Origin of the sequence: Stenotrophomonas sp. PI_27, from assembly GCF_027854495.1 — a bacterium.
GTDB lineage: Bacteria > Pseudomonadota > Gammaproteobacteria > Xanthomonadales > Xanthomonadaceae > Stenotrophomonas > Stenotrophomonas pavanii.
In genome coordinates, this window is sequence record NZ_JAJNOF010000005.1 from 253,299 (window position 1) to 270,348 (window position 17,050).

At 68.3% G+C, this 17,050-nt stretch carries 17 protein-coding genes; 11 read left to right on the forward strand and 6 right to left on the reverse strand.

Annotated elements, in window-relative coordinates; genetic code table 11:
- Positions 1-51: 51 nt before the first annotated feature.
- Positions 52-456: a hypothetical protein gene (locus LRM18_RS08885; RefSeq protein WP_049464654.1), complete on the reverse strand. Its 405-nt coding sequence runs from the start codon at positions 454-456 to the stop codon at positions 52-54.
- Between the two features lie 170 nt (positions 457-626).
- On the opposite strand from LRM18_RS08885, the gene LRM18_RS08890 reads away from it, so the two are divergent.
- On the forward strand, positions 627-2,657 hold the full coding sequence (locus tag LRM18_RS08890; RefSeq protein ID WP_270953613.1) for a M3 family metallopeptidase: 2,031 nt from the start codon (positions 627-629) through the stop codon (positions 2,655-2,657).
- Between the two features lie 105 nt (positions 2,658-2,762).
- On the opposite strand, the gene LRM18_RS08895 is transcribed toward LRM18_RS08890, so the two are convergent.
- Together LRM18_RS08895 and LRM18_RS08900 are read right to left on the reverse strand one after the other, a co-directional pair.
- Positions 2,763-3,566 (reverse strand): SDR family oxidoreductase, encoded by an 804-nt coding sequence (locus LRM18_RS08895; RefSeq protein WP_270953615.1) that lies wholly within the window; start codon positions 3,564-3,566, stop codon positions 2,763-2,765.
- Positions 3,563-4,129: a DUF1415 domain-containing protein gene (locus LRM18_RS08900; RefSeq protein WP_103282041.1), complete on the reverse strand. Its 567-nt coding sequence runs from the start codon at positions 4,127-4,129 to the stop codon at positions 3,563-3,565. The genes LRM18_RS08895 and LRM18_RS08900 overlap by 4 nt, the downstream gene beginning before the upstream one ends.
- Positions 4,130-4,321: 192 nt before the next feature.
- Between LRM18_RS08900 and LRM18_RS08905 the strand changes: the two genes are divergently transcribed.
- The 3 genes from LRM18_RS08905 to LRM18_RS08915 all read left to right on the forward strand — a co-directional run bounded on the left by LRM18_RS08905 (position 4,322) and on the right by LRM18_RS08915 (position 8,126).
- Positions 4,322-5,788, forward strand: a complete 1,467-nt coding sequence (locus LRM18_RS08905; protein WP_270953618.1) for a benzaldehyde dehydrogenase — start codon at positions 4,322-4,324, stop codon at positions 5,786-5,788.
- A 17-nt stretch (positions 5,789-5,805) separates the two neighbouring features.
- Positions 5,806-6,933: an NAD(P)-dependent alcohol dehydrogenase gene (locus tag LRM18_RS08910; RefSeq protein ID WP_049464645.1), complete on the forward strand. Its 1,128-nt coding sequence runs from the start codon at positions 5,806-5,808 to the stop codon at positions 6,931-6,933.
- A 95-nt stretch (positions 6,934-7,028) separates the two neighbouring features.
- Entirely contained in the window at positions 7,029-8,126 is a 1,098-nt protein-coding gene (locus LRM18_RS08915) for a helix-turn-helix domain-containing protein (protein ID WP_053461427.1), read from the forward strand.
- Positions 8,127-8,161: 35 nt separating this feature from the next.
- Here LRM18_RS08915 and LRM18_RS08920 read toward each other — a convergent pair whose 3' ends face one another.
- Entirely contained in the window at positions 8,162-8,644 is a 483-nt protein-coding gene (locus tag LRM18_RS08920) for a YajQ family cyclic di-GMP-binding protein (protein WP_049464641.1), read from the reverse strand.
- A 95-nt stretch (positions 8,645-8,739) separates the two neighbouring features.
- On the opposite strand from LRM18_RS08920, the gene LRM18_RS08925 reads away from it, so the two are divergent.
- The 5 genes from LRM18_RS08925 (at position 8,740) to LRM18_RS08945 (ending at position 12,334) form a co-directional block, all read left to right on the forward strand.
- A complete protein-coding gene (locus tag LRM18_RS08925; RefSeq protein ID WP_014038546.1) occupies positions 8,740-9,636 on the forward strand; it encodes a DMT family transporter in 897 nt (298 codons plus the stop codon).
- A 209-nt stretch (positions 9,637-9,845) separates the two neighbouring features.
- Complete coding sequence (locus LRM18_RS08930; protein ID WP_010481369.1) at positions 9,846-10,853, forward strand: methionine ABC transporter ATP-binding protein; 1,008 nt, start codon at positions 9,846-9,848, stop codon at positions 10,851-10,853.
- A complete protein-coding gene (locus tag LRM18_RS08935; protein ID WP_064239224.1) occupies positions 10,850-11,539 on the forward strand; it encodes a methionine ABC transporter permease in 690 nt (229 codons plus the stop codon). Before LRM18_RS08930 ends, LRM18_RS08935 begins: the two co-directional genes overlap by 4 nt.
- 206 nt (positions 11,540-11,745) lie before the next feature.
- On the forward strand, positions 11,746-12,024 hold the full coding sequence (locus LRM18_RS08940; protein WP_270953626.1) for a type II toxin-antitoxin system RelE/ParE family toxin: 279 nt from the start codon (positions 11,746-11,748) through the stop codon (positions 12,022-12,024).
- A 10-nt stretch (positions 12,025-12,034) separates the two neighbouring features.
- The gene (locus LRM18_RS08945) at positions 12,035-12,334 is read left to right on the forward strand and encodes a HigA family addiction module antitoxin (protein WP_049439995.1); all 300 of its coding nucleotides are present in this window, start codon (positions 12,035-12,037) and stop codon (positions 12,332-12,334) included.
- A 40-nt stretch (positions 12,335-12,374) separates the two neighbouring features.
- Here the strand turns inward: LRM18_RS08945 and LRM18_RS08950 are convergent, their stop codons facing one another.
- The gene (locus LRM18_RS08950) at positions 12,375-12,977 is read right to left on the reverse strand and encodes a lipocalin family protein (protein WP_049464637.1); all 603 of its coding nucleotides are present in this window, start codon (positions 12,975-12,977) and stop codon (positions 12,375-12,377) included.
- 128 nt (positions 12,978-13,105) lie between these two features.
- Here LRM18_RS08950 and LRM18_RS08955 point away from each other — a divergent pair, with 128 nt between their 5' ends.
- Entirely contained in the window at positions 13,106-13,429 is a 324-nt protein-coding gene (locus tag LRM18_RS08955) for a hypothetical protein (RefSeq protein ID WP_270953631.1), read from the forward strand.
- Positions 13,430-13,498: 69 nt separating this feature from the next.
- The gene (locus LRM18_RS08960) at positions 13,499-15,595 is read left to right on the forward strand and encodes a prolyl oligopeptidase family serine peptidase (RefSeq protein ID WP_270953633.1); all 2,097 of its coding nucleotides are present in this window, start codon (positions 13,499-13,501) and stop codon (positions 15,593-15,595) included.
- Positions 15,596-15,713: 118 nt separating this feature from the next.
- Here LRM18_RS08960 and LRM18_RS08965 read toward each other — a convergent pair whose 3' ends face one another.
- A complete protein-coding gene (locus LRM18_RS08965; protein ID WP_270953635.1) occupies positions 15,714-16,907 on the reverse strand; it encodes a pyridoxal phosphate-dependent aminotransferase in 1,194 nt (397 codons plus the stop codon).
- Positions 16,908-17,050: the final 143 nt, after the last annotated feature.

The following is a 17,050-nucleotide window of genomic DNA, read 5'->3' on the forward strand; positions in this document are numbered from 1 at the left end:
GCTGCGCGCGATGGTCGACCAACCGTCGACTCTGCCCGTCGCCGGGCCGTCTCAATATCCCGCCGCAGTGAACGCATCCAGCACGGCGTCGCGCAGCGCGTCCGGCAACGCCTCGATATCCATCGCGCGGTCATCCAGGTGCAGGCTGGGGTCCAGGATGCTGGCGCGGCCCTGGGCCAGCGCCTGCAGCCACAGCAGCACGCAGATCACGAACTCACGTTCGTGGCCCAGCTGCAACTGGCTGGCGCCGCGCTCGATCACCTCGAACGGGTACCACTCCTGGGCGTCGTTGAAGGTGCCCCCCTGCTGCAGTACCGCCTGCAGCTGCTGCAGATGGCGCGGGGCGTCGTCGCCGGCATCGCACAGCGCGGCGATCCAGGCCAGCTCGGCCGCACTGGCGGTTAATGCCAGCGAGCGCGGCGGTGCGGCGGATGCAACTGCAGCCAGACCTTCCATGTAGGGCCTCGTTCGATAAGTACCGCTGCGGACTCCCCCGCAGCCAGAGCTTCGGCGCGCGGCCGTCAGGCCGACGTGAACGGCAATGCACGCCCCCTTGTCAGCCGCACCTGGCAGCGCCATATCGGGAACGCTGCCCGCGTGCCGGGCCCGTCCCCTGGAGATCTGCCGTGACCGTTGCCAACCCCCTGCTCGATTTTTCCGGCCTGCCGCGCTTCGAGGCGATCCGCCCCGAGCACGTGGCGCCGGCGCTGGACGTGCTGCTGGCCGAGGCCGAAGCCGCCGTCAGCGCGGCCGAGCAGGTGCAGCCGGTGCGCTGGGACACCTTCGTGACCCCGCTGGACGATGCCACCGAGCGCCTGTGGCGCGCCTGGGGGCTGGTCGGTCACCTGCAGGGCGTGGTCAACACGCCCGAACTGCGTGAGGCCTACAACAGCAATCTGCCGCGGGTGACCCGCTTCGCCAGTGCGCTGGGCCAGAACCTGGCGCTGTATCGCCAATACCAGGCACTGGCCGCCAGCCCGGAGGCAGCACACTTCGATGAAGCCCGGCGCAAGGTGCTGGACAACACGCTGCGTGACTTCCGGCTGGGCGGTGCCGAGCTGGCGCCGGAGGCGCAGCAGCGTTTCGCTGCGATCAAGGAGGAACTGTCGGCGCTGTCGGCCAAGTTCTCGCAGAACGTGCTCGACGCCACCGATGCATGGTCGCTGTTCATCGAGGACGAAGCGCGGCTGCAGGGCCTGCCGGAAGACGTGAAGGCCGCCGCGCGCGCTGCGGCAGAGAAGGACGGCAGGACCGGCTGGAAACTGACCCTGCAGATGCCGTGCTACTTGCCGGTGCAGACCTGGGCCGAAGACCGCGACCTGCGCGAGATCCTGTACCGCGCCAGCGCGCAGCGTGCGTCCGAGTTCGGCGACGAGGCCCTGGACAACAGTGGCAACATCGACCGCATTCTGGCCCTGCGCGCCGAACTGGCCGCGTTGCTCGGCTTCGATTCGTACGGCCATTACTCGGTGGCGACCAAGATGGCGCAGGACCCGGCCGAAGTGCTTGGCTTCCTGCGCGACCTGGCCGCGCGTGCCAAGCCGTTCGCGGCCCGCGACCGGGCCGAGCTGGAGCAGTTCGCACGCGCGCAGCTGGGCATCGACGACCTGCAGGCCTGGGACCTGGCGTTCGCCGCCGACCGCCTGAAGCAGGCGCGTTACAGCTATTCCGAGCAGGAAGTGAAGCAGTACTTCACCGAGCCGAAGGTGCTGGGCGGCCTGTTCTCGGTGATCGAGCAGCTGTATGGCCTGCATGTGCAGGAGGACAGCGCGCCGGTCTGGCACGAAGACGTGCGCTTCTTCCGCCTGGTCGATGCGCAGGGCGCGCTGGTCGGCCAGTTCTACCTGGACCTGTACGCACGCGAGGGCAAGCGCGGTGGCGCGTGGATGGATGACTGCCGCAACCGTCGCGTGCGCGCCGACGGCAGCGTGCAGACGCCGCTGGTCTACCTGGTGTGCAACTTCGGACGTGGCGCCAACGGCAAGCCGGCCACCTTCAGCCACAACGAAGTGACCACGCTGTTCCACGAGATGGGCCATGGCCTGCACCAGCTGCTGACCCGCATCGGCGAGCTGGGTGTGGCCGGGATCAATGGCGTGGAATGGGATGCAGTGGAACTGCCCAGCCAGTTCATGGAGAACTTCTGCTGGGAATGGGCGCACCTGCAGGGCATGACCGCGCACGTGGACACGGGCGAGCCGCTGCCGCGCGCGCTGTATGAGCGCATGCTGGCCGCGCGCAACTTCCACAGCGGCATGGCCACCGTGCGCCAGCTGGAGTTCGGCCTGTTCGACATGCTGCTGCACAGCCAGTTCGAACCGGCGCAGGACAGCGTGCTGGCCCTGCTGGACCGCGTGCGCGCCGAGGTGGCGGTGAACCACCCGCCGGTCTGGAACCGCTTCCCGCACCAGTTCAGCCACATCTTCGCCGGCGGTTACGCGGCCGGTTACTACAGCTACAAGTGGGCTGAAGTGCTCAGTGCCGACGCCTATGCCGCGTTCGAGGAAGCACCGCAGGCAGTGGCCGAAACCGGCGCACGCTTCCGCGATGAAATCCTGTCGCGGGGTGGCAGCCGTCCGGCAGCGGAGAACTTCAAGGCCTTCCGTGGTCGTGCCCCGCAGATCGACGCGCTGCTGCGCCACTCGGGCATGGCGTAAACCCTCAGTGTGGCGGGGCCAACCCTGGTTGGCACGTCACCGTTATCCACGCAGGGCGTGGACCCACCGGAATGCCGGCCAGCGGCCGGCACTACCGGAGGCGGGTCATTCGGCGTAGATCATCTTCCGGGTCATGCCGCCGTCGACGATGAAATCCTGGCCGGTGCTGAAGCCGGACAGTGAGGACAGCAGGTACACCGCCAGCGCACCGATGTCCTCGGGGCGGCCGACACGACCGACCGGGTGCTGTGCATGGTCAATGGCCGAGTACGCGGGTGCGTGGCGGCGCGAAGGCGCCTGCCACGCCGCCGTACCGATCCAGCCGGGGCTGATGCTGTTGACCCGCACCGCCGGGCCGGCACTGATCGCCAGCGCATGGGTGAAGGCGACCAGCCCGCCCTTGGCTGCGGCGTAGGCTTCGCTGTGCGCTTCGGACTGCCAGGCCCGGGTGGAGGCGAGGTTGATGATCGCGCCCGCAGCGTTCGCCGACAGCGCCGGCAGCGCGTGCTTGCTGCACAGGAAGGCACCGTGCAGCGACGACAGGCGGCGCTGCCATTCGTCCCAGTCCATGTCCTGCAGCAGCGTGCCGTGCGGTGCGGCGATGCCGGCATTGTTGACCAGTCCATCGATGCGGCCGAAACGCTGCAGCGCGGCCGCGACGAAACCGCGCACGCTGGCTTCGTCCATGATGTCCAGGCGCTGGAACGCGGCGTCATCGCCGCGCTGCCATTCGTCCAGGCAGGCCTGCCCTGCGTCCACGTCGAGGTCGCCGATCAGCACGCGGCCGCCTGCACCGAGCACGGACTGGGCAATGCCACGGCCGATGCCGTTGGCGCCGCCAGTGACCAGCACCACCTTGCCCGACAGCGGCGCGGCCGGCCATGGGGCAATCGATGGCACCGTGCTCACGTCAGGTCCTCGCCACGCAGGCGGCGGTGCCAGCCGTCCACGCCGATGCGGTCGAGGGTCTGGATGTTGCGCTCGACGATCACGTCCGGGTCCGGATAGACGTCCACCGCGCGCGCCACGCTGTCTTCGCGCAGCAGGTGCAGGGTTGGGAAGGGGGAGCGGTTGGTGTAGTTGCTGGCATCGTCCGCCGCCACGCCTTCGAACTGGTAGTCCGGGTGGAAGCTGGCCACCTGCAGGATGCCCTGCAGGTCCAGCGCCTCGATGGCCGCGTCGGCGTTGTCGAGGAAATCGTTGTAGTCGAGGAAGTCGGTCAGCACCTGCGGGTGCACGATCAGCGTGGTATCGATCTGCTCGGCCGGCGTATCGCGCAGCAGCACCAGCTCCTCGGCCAGCTGCTCAACCAGCGCTTCGGGCGTGGTCGCATCGCTGAGCACGATGCGGACCTGCTCCTTCACATACACCGCCTTGGCGAACGGGCACAGGTTCAGGCCGATGACGATGCGCTCCAGCCACAGGCGGGTAGCGGCGATCGGGTCATCGATGGGCAGGGGGGAATCGGTCATGGCGGGCACGTCGGCTGGCGGGGCCGCCCATTGTAGGCGTGTGCCGCTACGCGCCGTTCACTGTGCAGGAACTGGACAGCGGCGATGCTGGAAATCCCCGCCACGTCAATCCCTTGCAGGCCAGCGGCGGATGGCGGATTGCCTGCCGACGGCGGTGGGCGTGGAATGGACGCACGACACAGGAGGACACCCATGACTGCAACTTCCCCGTGGCTGCCGGATGCGCTCTGGTCCGGCACCTTCTTTGATGGCCGTTGGCAGGCCGCCGTGCAGCGGCAGCCGGTGATCGAGCCGGCCACCGGCCGGGCGCTCGGCGAGATCGGCCTGGCCGACCCGGCGCAGGTCGCGCGTTCGGCAGCCGCTGCGGCGCAGGCCCAGCAGGCCTGGGCCGCGGCTCCCTATGAGCAGCGCGCACAGGTGCTGCGCACCGCCGCGCGGCTGGCCGAGGAGAATGTCGACACCCTGGTGGAATGGCTGGTCCGCGAAAGCGGATCGACCCGCCTGAAGGCCGGCTTCGAGGCCAAGGTGACCGTCAAGGCGCTGCACGAGGCCGCCGCACTACCGTCGCGCAGTGTGGGCGAGATCCTGCCCTCCGAACCCGGCCGGCTGAACCTGGCGCGGCGTCGCCCGCTGGGCGTGGTCGGCGTCATTTCACCGTTCAATTTTCCACTGTATCTGGCGATGCGCGCGGTGGCCCCGGCGATCGCGCTGGGCAATGCGGTGGTGCTCAAGCCGGACCCACGCACGGCGGTATGTGGTGGCGCGGTGATTGCCCGCCTGTTCGAGCAGGCCGGCTTGCCCGCGGGCGTCCTGCACGTGCTGCCGGGTGACGGCGCCGCCGGCGCCGCACTGACCAGCGATCCGAACGTGGCGATGATCCAGTTCACCGGCTCCACCGCGGCCGGGCGCAAGGTGGGAGAAGCCGCAGGCCGGCACCTGAAGAAGGTTTCGCTGGAGCTGGGCGGCAAGAATTCGCTGATCATTCTTGACGACGCCGATCTCGAGCTGGCGGTGGCCAATACGGCATGGGGCGTCTACCTGCACCAGGGACAGATCTGCATGGCCACCGGCCGCGTGCTGGTGCACAGGAAGATCCATGATGCGTTCCTGCAGAAGCTGGTGGCCAAGGCGGCGTCGCTGAAGGTGGGGGATCCGGCGCGCGAAGACGTGGCAATCGGCCCGTTGATCAATGCCGGCCAGCGCGACCATGCCGCGCGCGTGGTCGAGCAGGCGGTGCAGGCCGGCGCTTCGCTGGAAGCCGGTGGCACGTACCACGATCTGTTTTTCGCACCGACCGTGCTCGGCAACGTCGACGCCGGCAATCCCGCGTTCAACGAAGAGATCTTCGCGCCGGTCGCCGTGGTGGTGCCGTTCGACGACGACGACCACGCCGTGCAGCTGGCAAACAACAGCGAGTACGGGCTGTCGATGGCCATCGTCTCCAGCGATGTCGGTCGCGCGCTGCAGCTGGGTGAGCGCCTGCGCACCGGCCTGCTGCACATCAACGACCAGACAGTGAACGACGAGGTGATCAATCCCTTCGGCGGCGTGGGTGCGTCCGGCAACGGCACCAGCATCGGCGGCCCGGCCAACGGGGAAGAATTCACCCAGTGGCAGTGGTTGACCGTCAAGGGCGAAGCGCCCGCCTACCCGATCTGATCCAGGAGGACCCACGCATGAACAACGACGCTGCATCCCGTGAGATCACCGCTGCCGTTGTGCGCGGCAAGGAACAGCCCTTCGTCATCGAGCAGGCCACGCTGCGTGGCGTGCAGGATGACGAAGTACGGGTGAAAGTGGTGGCCGCCGGCCTGTGCCACACCGACCTGATCGTGCGCGACCAGTACTACCCGGTGCCATTGCCGGCTGTGCTCGGCCACGAAGGTGCCGGCATCGTCGAAGCGGTCGGGCCCAACGTCAAGGCGCTGCAGGTGGGTGACCACGTGGTGCTGACCTATGGTGCCTGCGGCCACTGCAATCCCTGCCGCGGCGGTCACGGCGCCTACTGCCGGGACTTCTTCGCATTGAATTTCGGTGGCGACGATGGCCACGGCCATACCGCGATCACCGATGCGCACGGCCAGCCGCTGCACGACCACTTCTTTGCACAGTCCTCGTTCGCCACCTATGCGCTGGCGCGCGAGATCAACGCGATCAAGGTGCCCGACGATGCGCCACTGGAACTGCTCGGCCCGCTGGGCTGTGGCATCCAGACCGGCGCCGGTGCGGTGCTCAATGCACTGCAGGTACGGTCCGGCAGCAGCTTCGCCAGCTACGGTGCCGGTGCGGTCGGGCTGAGCGCGGTGATGGCGGCCAAGGTGGCCGGCGCCACCACCATCATCGCCATCGATGTGGTGCCATCGCGCCTGGAACTGGCGCTGGAGCTGGGGGCCACGCACGTGGTCAACAGTCGCGAGACTGACGTGGTCGAGGCGGTGCGTGCGATCACCGGCGGCGGGGCCGACTACGCGCTGGAATCGACCGGGCGCCCGGAGGTGCTTTCAGCCGGGATCGAGGCGCTCGGCGGACGGGGCATGATGGGCGTGGTGGGTGCGCCGAAGCTGGGCACCACTGCCAGCTTCGATGTCAACAACCTGCTGCTGGGGGGCCGCAGCATCCGTGGCATCGTCGAGGGCGACAGCGTGCCGCAGGTGTTCATTCCGCAGCTGGTGGCCCTGTTCCAGCAGGGACGCTTCCCGTTCGACAAGCTGGTGAAGTTCTATCCGCTGGAACAGATCAACCAGGCCGCCGAAGACAGCACCCGTGGCATCACGCTGAAGCCGATCCTGCGCATCGCGGCATGAAACGATGCGTTGCCGCGGCGCCTGGTTCGCCGCGGCAACGCAGGTGTACCCTCGGTAGCCGTGGCCGCATCGGCCACCGGCGGAGGGCGCAGGTGATGATGGCCACGACAGTCGGGCAACAGCAGGTGGTGGCGGCGCGTGCCGCCTTCGCCGAGGGCGATGCGCAGTCATTGCGGCTGTTGCCGTTGCCCCTGCAGCGGTCGTGGCAGCGCTCGCGTGCGGCGGGCCTGCAGCCGGGACAGGAGCCCTGCTATCCACCGCTGCTGGGAGACGGCCGCCACCTGTCCCATCCCGATGACCGGCGCCTGGCGGGCTGCGTGCGGCCCGAGCTCGAACAGCTGTGGGCCGCGTTCGGTGGGCGCGGCTGGACGATGTTCTGCGCCAACCGCGATGGCATGGTAATCGCGCAGCAGGCGCATGGCCTGGAAGACGCGCCCCTGCTGCGGCCGATCCAGGTCGGGCGGCGGCTCGGCGAGAGCGTGATCGGCACCACCGCACCGGCGGTCAGCCTGGCCGACGACCTGCCTGCGCTGGTGCGTGGCAACGAGCACTACCTGCAGCGTTTCGCCCCGGTGTTCTGCCTGAGTGAGCCGCTGCATGATCCCGATGGCCGGGTCTGCGGGGCGATCGACATTACCGGCCTGGGCGAGCGGGATCCGTCCTTGCTGCAGGGCTATTTCCGGCAGGCGGCGCTGGCCAGCGAGAATCGCCTGTTCAGTGCGCTGGCCGACGTCCACCTGCTGGCAGTGCAGCATGATCCGCGCTGGTTGCTGTCGCCGCTGCAGGGGCTGCTGGCAGTGCAGGAGGATGGCCAGCTGCGCGCGGCCAACCGCGTTGCGCGGCGCCTGCTGGGCCTGCCCAGGCGCGGGCCGTTGCCCTTGCTGGACCTGGGCGTGCTGTTTGCCGGCGCCAGTGCGGCACAGCGGCGCCGCCTGCTGCAACCCGGTGCACCGCATCGGGTCCGGCTGGGCGAGGGCAGTGCGGTCTACCTGCAGCATCTGCAGGGGCCGCGGTGCGCGGCGCGGCGCGGTACGCCGCGCCGTGCCAGCAACACCACCGGTACGCCACTGCTGCGTCAGCAGCAGCGCGAGGCGGCACGCCGCGCGGCGCAGGCCGCGGACGGCAATCTCAGCCTGGCTGCGCGCCAGCTGGGTATCTCGCGCACCACGCTGTACAAGCTGCTGCGCGATTGACGCGGGGATCGCCGGGCACGGCCCGGCCGGATCGATCAGTCGCGGAAGTTGTTGAACTGCAGCGGCAGCTCGAACTTGCCCGCTTTCAGCACTGCGATGGCCTCCTGCAGATCGTCGCGCTTCTTGCCCTGCACGCGCAGCTTGTCGCCGTTGATCTGGCTTTCCACCTTCAGCTTGGCGTCCTTCAGTGCAGCGGCGATCTTCTTGGCGATCTTCTGCTCGATGCCCTGCTTGACGGTGATCTTCTGCCGGGCCTGGGCCAGGTTGGTCTCGATGTCACCGAACTCCAGGCTGAGCACGTCGATGCCGCGCGCGGCCAGGCGTGCGCGCAGGATGTCGTTCATCTGCTTGAGCTGGAACTCGGTCGGCGCGGTCTGGTTGATCACATCGCCGTCGCGTTCGAACCGGGCATCCACGCCCTTGAAGTCGAAGCGGGTGCTCAGTTCGCGGTTGGCCTGGTCGATGGCGTTGGTCAGTTCGTGGGTGTCGACTTCGGACACGACGTCGAAGGAAGGCATGGGCGATGCTCCGCAGGATTCAGTGGCGACCATTCTATCGCGAGGGCCCGCATGCCCGTGTTCTGCAGAAGGCGACGACCGGGCGATAATGGGCCATGAACGTGCAACGCTCCCCTTCGCGCGCGGTGGCCTGGATGGTCGCTGCGGTCGCCTGTTTCTCGCTGATGGACGCTGGCATGAAGCAGCTGTCGGCCAGCTACCCCACCCTGGAAGTGACCTTCCTGCGCGGCGCCGCCTCGTTGCCGTTCGTGCTGGTGTGGGTGCTGGCCAGCGCGGGGCCGCGTTCGCTGGTGCCGCGCCGCTGGGGCCTGCACCTGCTGCGCGGGGCGCTGGGCATGGCGATGATCGGCTGCTTCGTGTTCGCCCTGCGCGACCTGCCGCTGTCCACCGCCTACACCATCTACTTCGTCGCCCCGCTGCTGATCGCCGCCTTGTCGGTGCCGCTGCTGGGCGAGCGGGTCGGGCCGCGGCGCTGGGTCGCCATCGGCATCGGCCTGGTCGGCGTGCTGGTGGTGCTGCGTCCGGGCGTGGACGGCTTCATTTCGGTGCCCGGCCTGATGGTGCTGGCGGCGGCAACCGCCTATGCCGTGGCGGCGATCACGGTCAGCCTGCTGACCCGCACCGATACCTCGCAGTCGATGGTGGTGTGGTTCCTGGTCATCATGGCCATCGGTGCCGGCCTGCTGTCCATTCCCGGCTGGGTGCCGCTGCAGCTGGCGCATGCGCCGCTGATCGCCGGCATGGGCCTGGCCGGGGCCCTGGGCCAGATCGCCCTGACCAAGGCTTTCCAGCTGGGCGAGGCCTCGATGATCGCGCCGCTGGAGTACAGCGGGCTGGTCTGGGTGATCGGCTGGGACCTGGCCTTCTGGGGCCAGCTGCCCGACGGCTATACCTGGGTGGGCGCCGCGATCATCGTCGCCTCCGGTCTGTACCTGCTGCACCGCGAGCGGGTGAACCGGCAGGAGCCGCCGAAGCCGCTGGATCATCCCTGAGCCGGTTGGGCCAGGGAATGCGGTCAGAGCCCCTGCGGGTATCCGACCCCGGGGTCGGATCCCGCAGGGGCTCTGACCCCGGCCTACGCGCCGGCGCGGGCGGCTTAGAACCAAAAGGAATAACATTCTGGCCCATGGCGCGGGCGCGCGACCGCCTGCGCTGGTAGGCTGCACGCCCCCTTCCGTCACCCAGCCGGTGAGCCACGCCCGTGATCGAGTTCCAGCGCCTGCACAAATCCTATGCCGTTGCCGGCCGCGAAGTCAGCGCGCTGCAACCGCTGGACCTGACCATCGAAGCCGGTGAGGTATTCGGCATCATCGGCCATTCCGGCGCCGGCAAATCGACCCTGATCCGCATGATCAACCGGCTGGAAGAACCCAGTGGCGGGCGGTTGCTGATCGGCGGCGAGGATGTCACCGCGCTGGACGCGGACGGCCTGCGCGCGCTGCGCCGGCGCATCGGCATGATCTTCCAGCACTTCAACCTGCTGTCCTCGCGCACCGTGGCCGGCAATGTCGCCTTCCCGCTGGAGCTGGCCGGGACGCCGAAGGCGGAGATCGATGCGCGCGTGGCCGAACTGCTGCAGACCGTCGGCCTGGAAGCGCATGCGCAGAAGTATCCGGCGCAGCTGTCCGGTGGCCAGAAGCAGCGCGTCGGCATCGCCCGTGCGCTGGCGACCCGCCCGCAGATCCTGCTGTGCGACGAGGCCACCAGTGCGCTCGACCCGCAGACCACTGCATCGGTGCTGTCGCTGCTGTCGAAGATCAACCGCGAGCTCGGCCTGACCATCGTGCTGATCACCCACGAGATGGATGTGATCCGCCGCGTCTGCGACCGCGTCGCCGTGCTCGATGCCGGCCAGATGGTCGAAACCGGACCGGTTACCCGCGTCTTCCTGCACCCGCAGCACCCGACCACGCGCCGGTTCGTCAGCGAGTCGGAGCATGTGGACGAAGGCGCGTTGCACCGCGATTTCGACGTGGTCGGCGGGCGCATCGTGCGCCTGACCTTCCTCGGCGGTGACACCTACGAACCCCTGCTCGGCAGCGTCGCGCGCCAGACCGGGGTCGACTACAACATCCTGTCCGGGCGTATCGACCGGATCAAGGACACCCCGTATGGCCAGCTGGTGGTCGCCCTGGTGGGCGGCGACCAGTCCGCCGCGCAGGCCGCGTTCGTGGCTGCCGGCGTGCATGTTGAGGAGCTGCGTCGATGATCATCGCCACTGCCGGTGGTTTCTTCCGCCATCTGGATGCGGGCAAGTGGGCCGACATCGGCCAGGCGACCCTCGACACCCTGCTGATGCTGCTTGGTTCGCTGCCGCTGACCCTGGCCATCGGCCTGCCGCTGGGCGTGCTGCTGTACCTGTTCGGCGCGCCGCAGATGAAGCGGCGTCCGTTCGCCTACGGTGCACTGGCGCTGGTGGTGAACCTGCTGCGCTCGGTGCCTTTCATCATCCTGATGATCGTGCTGATCCCGGTCACGCTGTTCCTGATGGGCACCTCGCTGGGCGTGCGCGGTGCGATCGTGCCGCTGGTCATTGGTGCCGCGCCGTTCTACGCGCGCCTGGTCGAGACCGCGCTGCGCGAAGTGGATCGGGGCGTGATCGAGGCGACCCAGGCGATGGGTGCCACCACCTGGCAGCTGGTCACCCGCGTGCTGCTGCCGGAAGCGCGCCCGGGCCTGATTGCCGGTGCGACGGTCACCACCGTGGCCCTGATCGGCTTCACCGCGATGGGCGGTGCGATCGGCTCGGGCGGCCTTGGCGACCTGGCGTTCCGCGATGGTTACCAGCGTTCGCACACCGACGTCGCCCTGGTCACCGTGGTCCTGCTGCTGGTGCTGGTGCAGGTGCTGCAGATGCTCGGCGACCGCCTGGTCGCGCATTACAGCCGCAGATAACAGAGTGCCGGGCGGCGCCCGGCATCGTTCGGGTAGTGCCGGCCGCTGGCCGGCAGCTTGCAGCCTGCAGAGGGTCGACGGGGTGCCTGTCATAGCGCCGGGCTCTGGAAGCCGCCACGCCCATCAGGGATCGATATCGCCAGACTGGGACTGGCAGCACATCGCGTTCCTTGGTATGTTCCGTAAGGCGTAATACGTTTGGCGGAATGATCCGTTCATTCCGCTGCAAGCAGACCCGCGCCCTGTTTGAAGGAGCCTGCCCTCGCGCTTGGCGCCCGATACGACGCGCGGCTGAACGTAAACTCCAGCTGCTCGATTCGGCACAGCCGCTGGCCTTCCTGCGCAGCCCGCCCGGGAATCGTCTTGAGGCGCTGTCAGGTGATCGGAGAGGACAATACAGCCTCCGCATCAATGATCAGTGGCGGCTCTGTTTCACCTGGACCGACAGCGGCGCCGATGCCGTGGAAATTGTTGACTATCACTGAGGTGCCCGCCATGAAGCGTCCCCACAACGGCATGCGCGCCATCCATCCTGGCGAGATCCTGCGCGAAGAGTTTCTGCTGCCCCTGTCGCTGAGCGTGAATGCGCTGGCGAAGGCGCTTGATGTGCCCGCAACGCGGCTGCACGCCATCGTCCACGGTCAGCGCAGCATCTCGGCGGACACGGCAGCGCGGTTGGCACGGCATTTCGGCGGGGATGCCGCTTCCTGGCTTGCGATGCAGGCGGCCTACGATCTCAAGACATTGCCAACACGCAGCGAGATCGAACGCCGCGTGCAGCCTCGGGCGGCATGAATCCTGGACGCGCGGCCCCGGATCCGCGCCCACGATCCGGTCAACGCGCGTTCGGTACTTCGTAGCCCAGCTTGCCGACCTGCTCCGGGTGCTGCGGCACGCGCTTGAGCTTGTCGGTGTTTACCCCGTACTCGTCACGCAGGCGCTCGGCCAGCTCCTTGTACAGGGCTTTGTCCATGTCCGGCGTGCGCGAGAAGATCCAGGCCATCTCACGGCCCGGATAACCGATCAGCGCCCACGAGTAATCCGGAGCGACTTCCAGCACCCGCGAATGGGTGGGCACCACGCGGTAGAACCAGGTGCGCCAGCCGTGGTTGCCGCTGTCCGGGTCGACGCTGGCGCGCGCGCGCACTTCCTGCAGCGGTTCGCCGAAGCCATCGCGGTAACGGTAGGTGATGCCGACCTTGTGCGCGTCGCGCAGTTCGTACTCGTTGACGCTGGCCACGTGCCCGCGCTCGATGAAGTTCGGCACGCGGCCGATCACGTACCAGGTGCCCATGAAGCGCTTCAGGTCGATCGGTGCATCCGGATCGGCGGCGCGCGGGACGCTGGCACGGGGTGATGGCGGCTCACCGGCCGCCATGGCGGGACCCGCCAGGGACAGGGCCAGCAACACGGCGCAGAGCGGGCGGATCGAAGTCATGCGGGAGCGGGCTCAGGAGGGCTTTGCCTGAGCATGGTCGACTGAGCGTGCGCGATCCGTCAATGGTGTCGCAACCTGTGAGAAGGGGCTTGCCCAAGCTGTGTTGCATTGTCTACCGGAGAAGCCCCATGAACGCACGTTCCGTCCGTCGCCCTGCAACTGAACGCATTGTCGAACGCGCCGACCCGCGCCTGCTGCGTGGCGTGCGGCAGCTGGCCCTGGCCGGGCTGGCGCTGGTGCTGGTCTGGCCGGCGGCACGTGGCAACAGCACGTGGCTGGGCTGGCTGCCGATGTGGCTGGTGGGCATGCCGCTGGTGGCCTGGTGGGCGCTGCTGCGCTTTCCACTGCCGCGCCTGCCAGGGCTGCGGCTGGCGCGGCGTACCGGTGGACAGGCGCGGCGCAGGCCTGTTCCGGCCTCGCGTGGCCGGCGCAGCCCGGCCGCCACGGCCTGACCTTCGACACGGGGGAGGCCACGACATTCCGTGCTAGCGTTCCACGGCTTATGACTGCCTGGAGCTGCAATGTCACGACTCGCTTCCGCCTGCCTGCTGGCCGGCATGATGACCGCTGCCTCGGTGGGGACCGCCGTGGCCGCTGAAGACACCGATCGCTACGCCTGGCTGGAGGACGTCACCGGCGACAAGCCGCTGTCCTGGGTCAAGGAACAGAATGCCAAGTCCGAGGCGCGCCTGGCGCAGACCCCGGCCTTCAAGCAGATGGAGACCCGCATCCGCGAGGTGCTCGACTCCGATGCCAAGATTCCCGGCGTGCAGAAGATCGGTGACTACTACTACAACTTCTGGAAGGACCAGCAGCACGAGCGCGGCCTGTGGCGGCGCACCACCCTGGCCGAGTACCGCAAGGCCTCGCCGCAGTGGGAGACCGTGCTCGACCTGGATGCACTGAACAAGGCCGAGGGTGAGAACTGGGTCTGGCACGGCGCCGACTGCCTGCGCCCGGATTACAGCCGCTGCCTGATCGCGCTGTCGCGCGGCGGTGCCGACGCCGACGTGACCCGCGAGTTCGACCTGGCCAACAAGACCTGGATCAAGGACGGCTTCTTCCGTCCGGAGTCGAAGGGCGGCCTCAACTGGGTCGATCGCGACACCGTGTTCGTCTACACCGACTTCGGTGCCGGCTCGATGACCACCTCCGGCTACCCGCGCGTGGCCAAGCTGTGGAAGCGCGGCACGCCGATGGCCTCGGCCACCGTGGTGTATGAAGGCAAGCCGGAGGACATGTACATCGCGGCGATGCACGACGACACCCCGGGCTTCGAACGCAACCTGGTCAGCCGCACCCTGGCGTTCTACAACAACGAGATCTACCTGCGCGGGGACGACGGCACGCTGACCAAGATCGACGCGCCGAATTCGGCCGAGAAGGGCCTGCACAAGCAGTGGCTGACCCTGGAGCTGCGCGATCCGTGGACCGTGGGCGGAAAGACGTACGCGTCCGGTTCGCTGCTGGCGACGAAGCTGGATGACTTCCTGGCCGGCAAGCGCGAGTTCGACGTGCTGTTCACCCCGACCGCGACCACCTCGCTGGCCAGCGCCACCTGGACCAAGAACCACCTGGTGCTGAATGTGCTGGACGACGTCAAGAACCGCCTGTCGGTGCTGACCCCGGGCGCCAATGGCTGGCAGACCACCCGCTTCGTGGGCGCGCCGGCCTTTGGCACGCTGGGCGTGGCGGCCGTGGACAGCAGCGACAGCGATGCGGTGTGGCTGACTGCAACCGACTACCTGACCCCGACCACGCTGGCCCTGGCCGAGATCGGCCAGGCACCGGAAACGCTGAAGACCATGCCGGCCTTCTTCGATGCCAAGGGCAAGGTGATCGAGCAGCACTTCGCCACCAGCAAGGACGGCACCCGCGTGCCGTACTTCGTGGTGCACGACAGGGCGATGAAGCTCGATGGCTCCAATCCGACGCTGCTGTACGGCTACGGTGGCTTCGAGATCTCGCTGACCCCGAGCTATTCCGGTGGCATGGGCCGCGCCTGGCTGGAGAAGGGCGGTGTGTATGTGGTCGCCAACATCCGCGGCGGCGGCGAGTACGGCCCGCGCTGGCACCAGGCGGCGCTGAAGCAGAACCGTCACAAGGCCTATGAAGACATGGCTGCGGTGGCGCGGGACCTGGTCAAGCGCAAGATCACCAGCGCCAAGCACCTGGGCGTGCAGGGCGGCAGCAACGGTGGCCTGCTGACCGGCAACATGCTGACCCAGTACCCGGAGCTGTTCGGTGCGGTGGTGGTGCAGGTGCCGCTGCTGGACATGAAGCGCTACAGCCACCTGCTGGCCGGTGCCTCGTGGATGGCCGAGTACGGCAACCCGGATACCAGCGACTGGGAGTTCATCAAGACCTTCTCGCCGTACCACCTGTTCAACGCGAAGAAGAACTACCCGCCGGTGCTGTTCACCACCTCGACCCGCGACGACCGCGTGCACCCGGGCCACGCCCGCAAGATGGCCGCGAAGATGATCGACGCCGGCAAGGACGTGACCTACTACGAGAACATCGAAGGGGGCCACGGCGGCGCCGCCAACAACGCGCAGGCCGCGCACATGTCGGCGCTGGCTTACAGCTTCCTGTGGGAGCGGCTGGGCGGCAAGTAAGCAGAACGGAAAACGCCGCCCGAGGGCGGCGTTTTTCTTTGCCGGTAGTGCCGGCCGCTGGCCGGCAACTGCATCATTCACGCATTCCCTGGTTGCCGGCCAGCGGCCGGCACTACCGTCAACGTGATCCCTGCCAGCGCTTCAACCCGCGCGCGATCCGCGCCACCGCCTCCTGCAACCGGGGTACTTCCTGCGTGTACGCCAGCCGCACGTGCTGGTTGGCGCGATGGAAACCGAAATCCAGGCCCGGGGTGAACGCCACGTGCTCGGTTTCCAGGAAGTGGGCGCAGAACGCCTGCGCATCGTCGGTGAAGGCGCTGACGTCGGCGTACAGGTAGAACGCGCCCTGCGGCTCGACCTCGATACGGAAGCCCAGCTCACGCAGCGCGGGCAGCAGGAAGTCGCGACGCTGGCGGAACGCTTCGCGACGCTGCTCGAAGATCGCCATCGATTCTTCGCTGAAACACGCCAGCGCGGCGTGCTGGGCGATGCTGGAGGCGCTGATGTACAGGTTCTGCGCCAGCTTCTCCAGGTCCGGTACCGCTGCCGGGGGGGCCACCAGCCAGCCCAGCCGCCAGCCGGTCATGCCGAAGTACTTGGAGAAACTGTTCAGCACGAACGCGCTGTCGTCCACCTGCAGCACGCTGGGCGCATCCAGGCCGTAGGTCAGGCCGTGGTAGATCTCGTCGACCACCAGGTGGCCGCCCCGCGCGTGCAGGGCCTGCGACAGTGCCGCCAGTTCGTCGGCGGCAAGCACGGTGCCGGTGGGGTTGGCCGGCGAGGCGACCAGCGCGCCGACGCTGTCGGCGTTCCAGTGCTGTTCGACCAGGGAGGGGGTGAGCTGGTAGGCCGTGTCCGGGCCAACCGGCACCAGCTGCGCGCCGCCTTCCACCAGGCGCAGGAAATGACGGTTGCACGGATAACCGGGGTCGGCCAGCAGCCAGTGGCGCCCGGGGTCGACCAGCAGGCTGCTGGCCAGCAGCAGCGCACCGGAGCCGCCCGGAGTGACCAGGATGCGTTCAGGGTCGACGTCCAGCCCGTAGTGGCTGCGATAGAAGCCGCTGATCGCCTGGCGCAGCGCCGGCAGGCCGCGTGCAGCGGTGTAGCGGGTATGGCCGGCGGCCAATGCGGCCTGGCCGGCACGCACGACCGGTTCGGCCGTGGTGAAGTCCGGCTCGCCGATTTCCAGGTGGATCACATCGTGGCCGGCCTGTTCCAGCGCCTGCGCGCGGGCCAGCAGGGACATCACGTGGAACGGGGCGATTTCATGGCTGCGCCGGCTGTAGCCCGGCGGGTGGGGCAGGGTGCTCATGTGCCCATGGTACGCCGCGCGCCGGGGTCACGCGCTCCGGTAGTGCCGGCCGCTGGCCGGCAACCTCACGGCCTGCGGGTGGGTCGGTTGCCGGCCTGCGGCCGGCACTACCGGCAGGCATGGCCACCATGACGATCCGCAGG